The following is a 13,123-nucleotide window of genomic DNA, read 5'->3' as shown; positions in this document are numbered from 1 at the left end:
AACATACTTTCTACCTGCACTTGAAAGAAACCGAATTTCGTTTTAATCATCGCCGTGATAATCTCTATCATGAAATTCTTAAATTGTTACGTTTAAACCCGCTTTAACTTCCTAAGACCCTGTGTTTTTTTGAAAGAAAATCAGAATTTAAAATTTCGATCACTAAATCCATAGTCCGCCGACCATGAAGTTCGGATGCAAGTCTTGCAATTTCTTCAGGAATTTCTTCAAATTTCAGATCGAAAACAGGAATACTGCTATTCATCTCGTTGCGTTCTCAAATATTTTTGCCAATGGAAGATAATTAAATAAAAGAATCATCTTTCAGATTCTATTGGTTAATCTCAATAAGTATATTCTATTACCTGACTCTAAATTTTCACTATCAATTTCCATCACATTCCCAATATCCAGCTAAACTATCGCCCTTTCTAAATTCAAATAACTTCATGGACGAACAATCAAGCCTGTTGGCGTTATTTACCAGTAGTTTCCTGGCTGCAACATTACTTCCCGGTGGATCGGAGGCGGTACTCGTGGGGGTGTTATTGGCGTATCCCGATTTGCATTGGCAGGCGCTGGTTTTGGCGACTATCGGCAATACGCTCGGAGGGATGAGTTCGTATCTGATTGGCCGGTTACTGCCGGATGAAAAGACTGTGTTGAAGAAAGCCGGTGGAAATACCCGCGGATTGGAATGGGTACGGCGGCATGGCGCGCCGATTCTGCTGTTATCGTGGGCGCCGTTGATTGGCGATTTGTTGTGTGTGGCCGCCGGGTGGTTGCGCACCAATTGGCTATGGGCTTTGTTATTTATTGCAGCGGGGAAATTCGCGCGCTATTGGGTCATTGCGGTTGCGGTGAACTGAGGGATGCACAATCCGGTTTATTCGCTCTGGTGAATAAGCCGGATCGTTGATAATCGATTAAACCAGCATCAGTTTTCAAACAGTTTCTGGAGTTCACCGCTCTGATACATTTCGGTGACGATATCCGAGCCGCCGATAAACTCGCCGTTGACATACAACTGCGGAATGGTAGGCCAGTTTGAATAATCCTTGATACCTTGCCTGATTTCCGGATCCGCCAGTACGTCTACAGCGTAAATATTATCAACACCACAAGCCTGCAGAATATTCACAGCATTCGCCGAGAACCCACATTGCGGCTGATCTGGGGTGCCTTTCATGTAGAGTACGACCGGATGCGTGGTAATTTGTTGTTCGATTAAATCTTCAACATTCATAGTGTTAATTTCTCCAAAAAATCATTCCAAAAGTTTTATACAGAAACAAAAAGCCGCGTTCTCAATTACTACGCTAGCGCCCTACTGATAGCTTACATCAAAAATTCAATTGACCGCCGCTTACCCGCATTATGCCAGCCAAGTCCGGGTGGGAACAAATATTACTAAAATCCTTTTCCTGCAACAATTGCCTACACGCGACGGCTTGATCGTAACCATGTTCCAGCAACAACCAGCCGCTGCTAACCAGGTAATCCGGTGCTTCATCGATGATATGGTGAATGCACGACAAACCGTTGTCACCGGCGGATAATGCCATGGGCGGCTCAAAACGCAGATCGCCCTGCTGCAGATGCGGATCAGTGTCAGTCACATAAGGCGGATTGGATACGATCAGATCAAATTTTTCACCGGAAAGTTCATCGAACCAGCTGCCCGTAACGAAATTCAGATTATGCGTTTGCAGATTGCGCGCGTTCCATTGCGCAACCGCGATTGCAGCCGGTGACAAATCAACCGCAGTAACTTCGCAGTGTGGACGATGTTTGGCAAGGGTAATCGCAATCGCACCACTGCCTGTTCCCAGATCGAGTATCCTGCAAGACCGGCCGGATGGAATCAATTGCAACGCCAGTTCAATCAGTAATTCGGTTTCGGGACGCGGAATCAGAACCGCTTCGTTGACTTTAAAAGTCAGATCGTAAAAATCCCGCTCGCCGGTCAAATAAGCAACCGGCACACCGTCAATCCGCCGCTGAACCAAATGTAAAAATGCTTCCAGTTGCTGCGCGGTCAGTATTCGATCCGGATAAGTCAGCAAGAATGCATTACCGGCATTGAGCACATGCTGCAATAACAGGCGCGCGTCGATCCGGTCGATATCGCGGCAAGCTGTTGCTAACGCTTGAGAAATAGTGAGAGGTTGCATAATGTGCAATCAGGAGAATCAACCGTACGGCTGATTATTCTTGCACGGAAGCGGCTAAGAGTTCTGCCTGATGTTCGGCCATTAACGCCGAACACAGTTCATCGATATCGCCATCCATGATCTGGTCCATTTTATAGAGCGTCAGATTGATGCGATGGTCGGTTATGCGCCCCTGGGGGAAATTGTACGTGCGGATTCGTTCTGAGCGCTCACCGCTGCCCACCAGTGATTTCCGGGTGGCGGCTTGTTCCGCATGCTGTTCGCGCATCTGTTTGGCATGGATGCGCGCCGCCAATACACTCAACGCTTGCGCTTTGTTTTTGTGTTGCGAGCGTCCATCCTGGCATTCCACCACAATACCGGTTGGCAAGTGCGTAACGCGTACAGCCGAGTCGGTTTTGTTGATATGCTGGCCGCCAGCGCCGGAAGCACGGAATGTATCGATACGTAATTCGGAAGGATTCAATACTACTTCGCTGACTTCATCCGCCTCGGGCATCACCGCCACGGTGCAGGTCGAAGTGTGCACCCGCCCTTGCGTTTCAGTGACGGGTACGCGTTGCACGCGATGCCCGCCGGATTCAAATTTAAGACGCGAGTATGCACCTTGGCCAATGATTTTGGCAATGATCTCTTTGTAGCCGCCGATATCTGACAAGCTTTGCGAAATGATTTCCACCTGCCAGCCGCGCCTTTCCGCAAAACGTGAATACATGCGGAACAAGTTTCCGGCAAACAGAGCGGATTCGTCGCCGCCGGTTCCAGCACGGATTTCCAGGAAAATATTACGTTCGTCGTTAGGATCTTTCGGCAGCAGCTGTTTCTGTATTTCCGATTCCAGTTTTACCAGTTTCTCTTTGCCGGTCTGTATCTCGGTTTCTGCAAAAGCGCGCATGTCGAGATCGGCGTGCATTTCCCGCGCGGTTTGGATGTCGCGTTCGCTTTGCTGATAAGCGCGGTAGAGTTCTACAATGGGAACGATTTCGGAGTGTTCGCGCGTCAATTTGCGGTAATTATCCAGATCGGATGTAGCGGATTCACTGCTCAGCAGATGGTTTAATTCTTCCAACCGCACACTCAAGCGAGTGAGCCTGTCCGTGATGTTTTTGTTCATTGCGGGCGATGCAGCTGGTATAACCGATTAATCAGTTCGACTAATTCTTCACGTTCATCCGCTGCTGCATGATTCAGAATACTGGATGGCACATGCAGGAATTTATTGGTTAAGCCATTACTGAGCGCTTCGATGACTTTTTTCGGATCTTCACCTTTCTCGAGCAGCTTGTGCGCCCGTTCCAGTTCATGACGGCGGTAACGCTCACCTTGGTCACGTAAAGCACGAATGGTTGGCACCATTTCCCGTGTTGCCAGCCAGCGCATAAAATCAACGACGTTGGAGTCAATAATGGTTTCGGCTTGGGCGACCGCATTCTGGCGCGAATCCAGACCTTCTTTGACGATCTCCGCTAGATCATCGACGTAGTAGAGAAATACGTCATCCAGCTCCGCCACTTCCGATTCCACATCGCGCGGCACGGCCAGATCGACAATAAAGATGGGGCGATGCTTGCGGATCTTGATCGCACGCTCGACCATGCCTTTGCCCAGTATCGGCAACGGACTTGCAGTACACGTCACCACGATGTCATGCAACGCCAATTGTTCCGGCAATTCGCTGAGCGTAATTGCTTGTGCATTGAAACGTTCCGCCAGCGCTTCGGCACGCTCGGTAGTACGGTTCGCTACGGTTATTTTCTTGGGATTACGCGCGGCAAAGTGATTGGCGCACAGCTCGATCATTTCTCCGGCGCCGATAAACAACACACGCTGTTCACTGATATCGCCGAAAATCCGTTCGGCCAAGCGCGCCGCTGCGGCAGCCATCGATACCGAGCTAGTGCCGATTTCAGTCGATGTGCGCACTTCTTTGGCGACATAAAAAGTACGCTGAAAGAGTTTATGCAGCAATAGGCCGAGAGTCCCGGCATGTTCCGCCGATTTCACTGCACTTTTGAGCTGCCCCAATATTTGCGGTTCGCCCAATACCATCGAATCCAAGCCGCTGGCAACGCGGAAGGCATGTTTTACGGCGTGTTCGCGGGGAAATTTGTATAAATAGGGATCCAGTTCACGCGTCGGCAAATGATGAAAATCCGCCAGCCACGCCATGGCATCTTCCGGTTTATCGGTGCAACAATAGACTTCCGTGCGATTACATGTAGATACAATGGCTGCTTCTTTAATCGGGTTGCGTCCGACCAGATCCCTCAGCGCAAGCTCCATCGTATTTTCAGGAAAAGTAACCTGCTCACGCACATCCAGTGGCGCAGTATTGTGATTAATACCGAAGGCGAATAACTGCATGAAAAATAATGTTAGCCAATGAAAGCAACGGGTAAGAAATAACTCGCGATTATAATATTAGGAGCTCTTAAATACTATCAATCAAAATAATTAATTTTACAATTCCGTATTAACGCATACGCTTCCCATTAATGCCAGGGCGTAATGGGAATGATCGAAATGCTGTTTTTAGGCGATCCTTCAATAATCCGGTCGCTGTAAGTCAAATAAACCAGCACATTTCGCTTTGCATCATAAAACCGGACAACCTGCAATGTTTTGAACAACAGCGATGTATTTTTTTTGAAAACTTCTTTGCCATCTTCATGCCCGTTCTTTATTTTTTCCGGCAATGTAATCGGCCCGATCTGACGGCACGCAATCGAAGCATCCGAAGTATCCTCGGCAACACCGACCACGCCGCTGACACCGCCGGTTTTTGCCCGGCTTAAATAACAGGTTGCACCGGGAATTTCAGGATCGTCAAATGCTTCGATGACGATTTTGTCATTCGCGCCCAATAATTTGAACTTGGTTGAAACACTGCCGATTTGTTCCGCCACAGCGACACTGGCTGCAAATGACAACAAGCTCAGCATCCCGATGAAATGTACCGCAATTCTCTTTTTACTATTGATCTGAAACTGCATTATCTTCTCCCCGCAACCTTGGTATCACCCGTTTTTAGTTTATAAACATGCATCTTAATACATATTCCATAAAATTTGCTTCTGCTGCAATCAGCATCAATTATTAGCCATTGAGTCTCAGGTTACAAGTTAGTTTCATTCCTGCGTTCGATTCTTGCGGTCAACTGGTGAGATTTCATATTACACCGGATAGAATCCGGTTTTGCGAGGTGTTTATTGTGTTCGCTAAGTTGGCAATGATGTCCAAACACAACAAAGATAGTGGAAGGAAATTACCAGATTTATTCTGGTAGGCGCGATTGGACTCGAACCAACGACCCCCACCATGTCAAGGTGGTGCTCTAACCAGCTGAGCTACGCGCCTGGGAAAAGCGGATTCTAACTGAAACCGTTAAACGCCACAAATGTAATTGTTCTAGCCATCTCTCAGAATACGATCTGCTTCATTCAAAGCATAAGCAATTCACTATACAAAGAATTCAAGCGATCAGCTCAACGTTTCCGGCATCCGGATGATATTCCGTCTACCCTGGACGTTCTCTTTTGCTCTTAAAAACAATCTTTAACCGGCATTTTGGTTGTTGGTTAAACAAACCGGCACCGCACACCTCGGCCATGTGATTGCAAGCAACATTCCCGTGCATTCCATGCCTGATTTAATCACACGGCTCGTTTATCAGCAAAACCAATCATCAATAATGTTCAAAACATGATTTTCAAGTATACTGCCCCGCTGCAAGAACGATCCAGATAAGAAAAATTGATCTGGAAGCAATGCGTTAAAACGAGATTAAGATTTTATTAATAAATAATGGACTGGCATTTGCCAAGGAGAATTTATGCATAAACTGTTACCAAGCATTTTTTTGTTTTTGATACTTGCTTTACCTTTCAGCGCTTTTGCTCATGAGGGCGAGGACCACAGCCATGACGAGTCGGCATCGGAATTAGATGGAGGAAACGGATGGCGTCTAGTCCGGAAAGTCGAATTGGGCACTTCTGGAAAATTCGTTAATCTGGTACTCATCGATCACGCGGTCTACACAGACAAGACCATCTATAGCGCTGTCATCAATCGGCTTTGCAGTCCTTCCGATCAGTTCTGTAGAATCAGATTCTGGAGTGAAGAACGCTTTGTGCCCGAAACCGCTGCACTAACCGTGGAACAAAATAAACAGCTCCGCGCCGACTATCTCGTGAATAAAACAGCTGGGATGCATCATTTACGCTGGTCTTGCACGGTTGACCCGGACAAGACCCATTGCTTCTAATAGTTGATTCCGTTACTGACCGCAACAATCCTGGATAAGAGTGCCGTAATTCTAAATATGTAGCGCACGCTTATCCACGCCAAGTGCAGCCTCATGGAATACTTCCGATAACGACGGATGCGCATGGACTATGCAAGCGATATCTTCACTACTGGCGGAAAATTTCATCGCCATCACCGCTTCCGAAATGAGTTCCGACACATGCGGGCCGATCATGTGAACACCCAACACACGATCGGTTTTCTCGTCCGCTAATACTTTGATAAAACCGCTTGTTTCACCCATGGCTCTTGCACGTCCGTTGGCAATAAAAGGAAACTGGCCTGCTTTATAGGCGATACCAGCCGCTCTTAATTCCTGTTCGTTTTTCCCCACCCAGGCAATTTCAGGCGCTGTATAAATGACCCACGGCACTGTATTGAAATCCACTGTTTCAAGCTCGTCGGTTTGTCCTTTTTCCATATGCTGAATCATTTCGGCAACGGCCACTCCTTCTTCCGAAGCTTTGTGTGCCAGCATCGGTCCGCGCACCACGTCACCCACGGCATACACATTAGCCAGATTGGTACGGCAGTATTGATCAACCACAACAAATCCGCGCTCATCCACCTGCAAACCGTTTTCCTGAACACCCAATCCCGCAGTGTTCGGAATGCGGCCGATGGCGACGATCAACTTGTCGACTTCCAGAATCTGTTCCTGATTATTTGAGTCGCTATAACCGACCGTGACAATATCACCGCTTACTTTGACCGATTTGATATTGACGCCGGTATTGATTTGCAAACCCGTTTCTTTGGCAAAAATACTTTTCGCTTCCTTGGCGATTTGCTCATCCGCTGCCATCAAAAAGCCGGGCATTGCTTCGAGGATCGTGACTTCCGAACCCAGTCTGCGCCACACGCTGCCCATTTCAAGACCGATCACCCCCGCACCGATGACACCCAGTCGTTTGGGTACTTCCGTTAATGCCAAGGCACCGGCATTATCCAGGATCATGACATTATCCACTTCGGCAAAAGGCAATGGGCGCGGAACCGATCCGGTTGCGACGATGACATGTTTGGCTTGAATTGTCTCGGCGGTACCGTTATCGTCCACTTTGATCTGCCAGGTATTGGTGGATGCGTCCCGTTTAAGTAGGGTTCCGCGGCCATGCATCGATTTCACTTTGTTCTTCTTGAACAATGAAGCAATACCGGTGGTAAACATAGTCACAATTTTGTCCTTGCGCGCAATCATGACCGGAACATCGACGGATACATTCTCCGCCGTGATACCGTGCGCGGATACTTTGTGTTGAATCTGGAAATAATTCTCTGAGGATTCCAATAACGCCTTGGATGGAATACACCCGACGTTTAAACAGGTACCACCAAGACTGGCTTTGCCTTTGGGATTTTTCCATTCGTCGATACACACGGTATTCAAACCAAGTTGCGCACAACGGATCGCCGCCACATAACCGCCGGGACCCGCACCGATTACTGCTACATCAAATGTTTCTGACATGATTAAACCTTATGGGAATATCGTAATGAGGGAGTAATTTTAAAGTAAAACAAAATGACTGTTGATGATTTGTTTTGACTGGCAGACCTAGCTCATTGCAGCGGCAGCTCTCCGCTTTCACAGCCAATGCCGCTGATTTCACGCACTGCCTGCACGTAATCGCCATTCTCGCGCAGTTTCGTCAGTGAACCGGAATGATTTCTGGCATGCATACGCGCCAAGCGCGAGAGACTGGTCGCTGTCATCTCCCACTGCAAGCCATTTAAAATCTCATCCGCACCGGCAGAATTATTGCACACCAGTATCATGTCGCAACCTGCGGCCAGTGCCGCTTGCGCGCGTGACAGCATGGATTCGAGAAATTCTCCGGCACCGCGCATCGTCAAGTCGTCACTGAAAATGCAACCTTCAAATTGCAGCTGCTCGCGCAAAATTTTCTGTAGCCAGAGGGTGGAAAAACCGGCCGGTCTCGCATCCACTGCCGGGTAAATGACATGCGCCGGCATTATCCCGGCCAATCCAAAATCGATCATCTGCTGGAAAGGAATCAGATCATTCATTTCGATATCGATGTAGCTGCGCTGATCGATGGATTTTTGCAGATGGGAATCGGCCTTGATATAGCCATGGCCGGGAAAATGCTTGCCGACCGCGAGCATGCCGCCTTTTTTCAATCCGAGCATCAATTGATGCGCCAGATCGGAAACGGCATGCGGATCCTGATGAAAAGCGCGATCACCGATCACGCCGCTTTGTCCGTGATCGATATCCAACACCGGCGTAAAACTGAAATCAACATCGCAGGCATTTAACTCAGCCGCCAATACATAGCCAGTCTGTCTGGCGAGATGACGCGCGCGCGCGGGCTGCTTATCCCAGATTTTTCCCAGCTCACGCATCGCGGGTATGCGCGTAAAATCTTCCCGGAAACGTTGCACGCGGCCGCCTTCATGATCAACGGCAATCAATAGGTGCGGGCTGCGTAACGCATGAATTTGCTGCGTCAATTCAGTCAATTGACGGTGATTGTCATAATTGCGTGTAAAAAGAATCACACCGCCGGTAAGCGGGTGCAGCAGCCTGCGCTTATCGTCCTCGGTCAGCTGCGTACCGGCGATATCGAGCATCACGGGACCTAGCGGCACGATTATCTTTCCAGCACGACAAAGGCGCACACCATATTGATCTCATCGCTGATGGAAAGATGGTGCTGCGTAATGCCTTTATCGTTAATGAGTTGATCAAGCTCGGGATGAAATTGAAAAAAAGGCTTACCCAGATCGTCATGCGTAATCGTGATATACGTGAAACTCACCGGATGGCGCAATCCCGTACCTATCGCTTTAGACAATGCTTCCTTGGCGGCAAAACGTCCGGCCAGATACAGAACCGGCTTGCTGCTCGAATGGTATTCCTGCCATTCGCTGTCGGTTAAGATGCGCCGCGCAAAGCGCTCGCCATAGCGGTCCAGCGATTGCGCAATACGCGCCGATTCGACAATATCGGTGCCAATACCGTAGATCATCCACGCGCCTCAAGCATCAATTGTTTCATTTCCTGCACGGCCTGCTTAAAACCAACAAAAATCGCCCGCGCGACAATCGCGTGACCGATATTCAATTCGGAAATCTCGGGAATAGCGGCGATGGTTTGCACATTGTCATAATGCAAACCGTGTCCGGCATTGACTTTCAGACCAAGATCGATACCCAACGCAACCGCTTTCTGGATGGCGGAAAATTGTTCTGCTTGCACTTGTGGCGTATGCGCATCGGCAAAACCGCCGGTATGAATTTCGATAACCGGCGCGCCCGCGCGCGCAGCTGCATCAATTTGCAGCGGATCGGCATTGATGAACAACGAAACCCGTATCCCTGCTTGCGCCAGTTTCTGGCATGCGCGCTGAACTTGCTCAAAATGCTTGACCACATCGAGTCCGCCTTCGGTCGTCAACTCTTCGCGCCGCTCCGGCACCAGGCAAATGTCATGCGGCTTAATGCGCAATGCGATACCAATCATCTCATCGGTCACCGCGCTTTCCAGATTCATCCGGGTAGTTAACCGGTCACGTAAAATCTCGACATCGCGATCCTGTATGTGACGGCGATCTTCGCGTAAATGTAGCGTAATCGCGTCCGCTCCGGCGGATTCCGCGATCAATGCCGCTTCGATCGGATCCGGATAGTTTGTGCCGCGCGCCTGCCGTAATGTCGCCACATGATCAATATTGACGCCTAATTCAATCTTCATTGCAATTTTCCAAGAAGCTCGTTAGTGAAAACTTCTAACACATTATTCGTAACCAAGATTTCTTAACACACTTTCGCTATCAGCCCAACCGCTCTTCACTTTCACCCACACTTCCAAATAGACCTTTTCACCCAGCAGCAATTCCATATCTTTACGCGCTTGAGTGGCTATTTGCTTCAGTTTTTCACCTTTCTTGCCAATGATAATCGCTTTCTGGTTCGGTTTCTCAACCAAAATGGTGGCATAAATCTTGTGTACCCCGTCTTCCTGCTTGAATTGATCAACCATGACACTGGTTGAATAGGGGATCTCGTCGCCAACCAAGCGAAATAATTTTTCCCGGATAAATTCTCCCGCAATGAAACGCTCACTGCGATCCGTCACTTCATCTTCGCCATACAGAGGCGGATTCTCAGGTAAATACTGACGGATGGTGGTGAGGAGCTCCGGTAATTGGATTTTATGCATGGCGCTGACTGGTATAACATCGGCGAATTTAAAAGTACTACCGACCTCCTTTAAAAACGGAAGCAACCGGTTTTTGTCAGCCAGCCTATCAATTTTATTGATCACCAAAATAACCGGCACATGCTCAGGCAGAATTTTAAGCGCCGCAAGATCGCGCTGATCAAACCGTAGCGCCTCGATGACAAACAAAATGACGTCGACATCCTGCACGCTTTGCATAACTACCCGGTTCATGGCCGTGTTTAAACGGTTGATAAATTGCGTCTGGAAGCCGGGTGTATCCACGAAAACGTACTGCGTTTGCTGATCCGTCAAAATACCGTTGATGCGGAAACGAGTCGTTTGGGCTTTCCGGGAGGTAATGCTGATTTTTTGTTGCAGCAGCTTATTCAGTAAGGTTGATTTACCCACATTGGGGCGGCCGATAATGGCGATGTAGCCGGTGCGGAAATGGGCTGCAACAGTCATGCTAAAGAATCTTGGTTTGTCATATCGTGTTATCAGAAATAATCACATTAAGGATACGCATGATGCAAGCAAATTTCGTCATAAGCCAGCTTCGCCGCTGCTTGCTCCGCACCACGCCGGCTGGTGCCTTCGCCCGAAGTCCGGATATCGAATGCCGGTATCACGCAATCCACTTGAAATTTCTGCTTATGCGCTTTACCGCTGGTGGTAACTACCACATACTCCGGCAGCGCCAGTTTCTGACTTTGTAAAAATTCCTGCAATAAAGTTTTCGGATCCTTGCCTTGCGTTTTAAAATCGATATCCTGCATCAAGGGCAAATAGAGTGCTTTAATGACATCTTCCGCCTGTGCGTAATTACTGTCCACATAGATGGCACCCAATACCGCTTCCAGAGCATCAGCCAGAATCGACGGGCGGTGGCAGCCGCCACTCCTGAGTTCGCCTTCGCCCAATCTTATCAGTTGATCGATCTGCAAGTTCAGCGCCATGCCGGAGAGTGCTTTTTGATTGACGAAATTGGCGCGCAATCGGGACAAATGGCCCTCCGGAAGCTCCGGAAATTGTGTATAAATCAATCCGGCGATCGCGCAATTCAGTACTGCATCGCCAAGAAACTCAAGCCGTTCATTATGCGCTGCGCTATGGCTTCGATGCGTCAATGCTTCCTGTAGCAACTGGGGGCGTGTAAATGTATACCCCAGGCGTTTACAAAACTGCTCGAACAACAAGGGATGATTACTGGGTAGCGACATTGGACACGATATTTCCGTTATCACTCGCTGGATGCTTGAAAGTCAATATGCAGGGAAATATTGGAAACCAGAGGTATTTGAACTGCATAGCTTGCACTGAGTACAATGCGGCCATTTTCCTTATTGATTTTAATATCTTGCCCATTGATAGATTTAATACCATCAATTTGGGCGCGCTTATCAAACGATATTTTTATTTGACTCGGACTAGTGGTCTGCGTATCGATGTCTTTCACAATGGCGGTCAGATTTCTTTTGATCGATGAGAATTCAATATAAGCAGGTGCAACTTTCAAACCGGAAATTGAAACCAGAATTAAAATTACCGCCCAGATGAGCAAACCGGATAAGCTGATACCTCTCTGTTTTTGCCGCAGCGTATGATATCTCATACTTTCTTCCACATTTAAAAAAGCTTATCGATTATTTAATGGACAACCCGATACGATCAAAGCTTCCAAAGTTCCACCAAATCATGAAGGCTTTGCCGACAATATTTTCCTCCGGAACAAACCCCCAGTAACGGCTATCGCTGCTACTGTCGCGATTATCCCCAAGGGCGAAATAATTCCCCGGCGGCACTTCGCAAGTAAATCCCGTGCGGTGATACTTGCAGTTGTCGCGAAACGGAAAGTCCCTGACATTCGAGTATTGCAGTCCTTTAACATCCTGATTAATCAGAATAGAATGACCTTCTTCCTTGTTTAGGTATTCCGAATAACGATCGGAATAAATATAGCCGTGGCCGGACTCGACATATTTGTAATCGCCGTCATAGTCCATTTTGATCACTTCGCCATTAATAATGAGCTGCTTATTATGATAAGTGATCACGTCGCCAGGCACGCCGACCACCCGCTTAATATAATCAATCGAAGGATCCTCAGGATAGCGGAATACCAGCACGTCGCCACGCTTCGGTTCATTCATGTCTATAACTTTCTTGTTGATAACCGGCAGCCGGATTCCATAGGTATATTTGTTGACCAAAATGAAATCACCGACCAGCAGCGTCGGTATCATCGACCCGGAAGGAATTTTGAATGGCTCGATCACAAAGGAGCGCAAGCTGAAAACGATCAGAATTATAGGAAAAAAACTCTTTGGATATTCGATCCACCAAGGTTCACTTTCTCCTTCCGCACGTTTATTTTTCCAAAATAGAAAATCCAGTAAATAAATACAACCGGTAATCACCAGCAGTACGAACAAAATCAAAGGAAAATTCATTG

At 48.0% G+C, this 13,123-nt stretch carries 16 protein-coding genes, 1 tRNA gene and 1 pseudogene; 3 read left to right on the top strand and 15 right to left on the bottom strand.

The genetic code is table 11. From position 1 onward, the window contains the following. Window positions 1–107, top strand: a pseudogene (locus tag DU481_RS11260) (IS1595 family transposase); the annotation flags it as partial. Here DU481_RS11260 and DU481_RS11255 read toward each other — a convergent pair. Then, window positions 104–265: a hypothetical protein gene (locus DU481_RS11255; RefSeq protein WP_350134512.1), complete on the bottom strand. Its 162-nt coding sequence runs from the start codon at window positions 263–265 to the stop codon at window positions 104–106. The pseudogene DU481_RS11260 and the gene DU481_RS11255 overlap by 4 nt on opposite strands. Window positions 266–449: 184 nt before the next feature. Here DU481_RS11255 and DU481_RS11250 point away from each other — a divergent pair, with 184 nt between their 5' ends. Next, entirely contained in the window at window positions 450–869 is a 420-nt protein-coding gene (locus DU481_RS11250) for a YqaA family protein (RefSeq protein WP_350134510.1), read from the top strand. Window positions 870–937: 68 nt separating this feature from the next. Here DU481_RS11250 and grxD read toward each other — a convergent pair whose 3' ends face one another. From grxD to DU481_RS11220, 6 genes are all read right to left on the bottom strand, one after another. Beyond that, on the bottom strand, window positions 938–1,246 hold the full coding sequence (gene grxD, locus DU481_RS11245) for a Grx4 family monothiol glutaredoxin (RefSeq protein WP_090316128.1): 309 nt from the start codon (window positions 1,244–1,246) through the stop codon (window positions 938–940). A gap of 97 nt (window positions 1,247–1,343) precedes the next feature. Then, a complete protein-coding gene (prmC, locus tag DU481_RS11240; protein WP_350134508.1) occupies window positions 1,344–2,174 on the bottom strand; it encodes a peptide chain release factor N(5)-glutamine methyltransferase in 831 nt (276 codons plus the stop codon). Window positions 2,175–2,208: 34 nt separating this feature from the next. Further along, the gene (gene prfA, locus DU481_RS11235) at window positions 2,209–3,288 is read right to left on the bottom strand and encodes a peptide chain release factor 1 (RefSeq protein ID WP_090316134.1); all 1,080 of its coding nucleotides are present in this window, start codon (window positions 3,286–3,288) and stop codon (window positions 2,209–2,211) included. Next, the gene (gene hemA, locus DU481_RS11230) at window positions 3,285–4,538 is read right to left on the bottom strand and encodes a glutamyl-tRNA reductase (protein ID WP_090316137.1); all 1,254 of its coding nucleotides are present in this window, start codon (window positions 4,536–4,538) and stop codon (window positions 3,285–3,287) included. The genes prfA and hemA overlap by 4 nt, the downstream gene beginning before the upstream one ends. A 128-nt stretch (window positions 4,539–4,666) precedes the next feature. Then, window positions 4,667–5,167 (bottom strand): CreA family protein, encoded by a 501-nt coding sequence (locus tag DU481_RS11225; RefSeq protein ID WP_502889949.1) that lies wholly within the window; start codon window positions 5,165–5,167, stop codon window positions 4,667–4,669. 287 nt (window positions 5,168–5,454) lie between these two features. Beyond that, a tRNA-Val gene (locus DU481_RS11220) sits at window positions 5,455–5,531 on the bottom strand. A gap of 475 nt (window positions 5,532–6,006) precedes the next feature. Between DU481_RS11220 and DU481_RS11215 the strand changes: the two genes are divergently transcribed. After that, window positions 6,007–6,438 (top strand): hypothetical protein, encoded by a 432-nt coding sequence (locus tag DU481_RS11215; RefSeq protein WP_350113206.1) that lies wholly within the window; start codon window positions 6,007–6,009, stop codon window positions 6,436–6,438. A gap of 51 nt (window positions 6,439–6,489) precedes the next feature. Here DU481_RS11215 and lpdA read toward each other — a convergent pair whose 3' ends face one another. The 8 genes from lpdA to lepB all read right to left on the bottom strand — a co-directional run bounded on the left by lpdA (window position 6,490) and on the right by lepB (window position 13,121). Continuing rightward, a complete protein-coding gene (gene lpdA, locus DU481_RS11210) occupies window positions 6,490–7,950 on the bottom strand; it encodes a dihydrolipoyl dehydrogenase (protein WP_350134506.1) in 1,461 nt (486 codons plus the stop codon). 92 nt (window positions 7,951–8,042) lie between these two features. Further along, the gene (gene nagZ, locus DU481_RS11205; RefSeq protein ID WP_350134504.1) at window positions 8,043–9,095 is read right to left on the bottom strand and encodes a beta-N-acetylhexosaminidase; all 1,053 of its coding nucleotides are present in this window, start codon (window positions 9,093–9,095) and stop codon (window positions 8,043–8,045) included. A gap of 2 nt (window positions 9,096–9,097) precedes the next feature. Beyond that, window positions 9,098–9,475, bottom strand: coding sequence for a holo-ACP synthase (gene acpS, locus DU481_RS11200; protein ID WP_350113215.1), 378 nt, complete (start codon window positions 9,473–9,475; stop codon window positions 9,098–9,100). Next, window positions 9,472–10,200, bottom strand: a complete 729-nt coding sequence (gene pdxJ / locus DU481_RS11195) for a pyridoxine 5'-phosphate synthase (RefSeq protein WP_350134502.1) — start codon at window positions 10,198–10,200, stop codon at window positions 9,472–9,474. Before pdxJ ends, acpS begins: the two co-directional genes overlap by 4 nt. A 42-nt stretch (window positions 10,201–10,242) precedes the next feature. After that, on the bottom strand, window positions 10,243–11,136 hold the full coding sequence (gene era, locus DU481_RS11190; RefSeq protein ID WP_350134500.1) for a GTPase Era: 894 nt from the start codon (window positions 11,134–11,136) through the stop codon (window positions 10,243–10,245). A 47-nt stretch (window positions 11,137–11,183) separates the two neighbouring features. After that, window positions 11,184–11,891, bottom strand: a complete 708-nt coding sequence (gene rnc / locus DU481_RS11185) for a ribonuclease III (RefSeq protein ID WP_292666785.1) — start codon at window positions 11,889–11,891, stop codon at window positions 11,184–11,186. Window positions 11,892–11,911: 20 nt separating this feature from the next. Further along, on the bottom strand, window positions 11,912–12,283 hold the full coding sequence (locus DU481_RS11180) for a DUF4845 domain-containing protein (protein WP_350134498.1): 372 nt from the start codon (window positions 12,281–12,283) through the stop codon (window positions 11,912–11,914). A 31-nt stretch (window positions 12,284–12,314) separates the two neighbouring features. Further along, window positions 12,315–13,121: a signal peptidase I gene (lepB, locus tag DU481_RS11175; RefSeq protein ID WP_090316162.1), complete on the bottom strand. Its 807-nt coding sequence runs from the start codon at window positions 13,119–13,121 to the stop codon at window positions 12,315–12,317. Window positions 13,122–13,123 lie beyond the last annotated feature (2 nt).

Source organism: Nitrosomonas sp. (assembly GCF_040240425.1).
Lineage (GTDB): Bacteria > Pseudomonadota > Gammaproteobacteria > Burkholderiales > Nitrosomonadaceae > Nitrosomonas.
The sequence above is the reverse complement of the archived record's forward strand: the minus strand, read 5'-3'. Positions and strand labels throughout refer to the sequence as shown.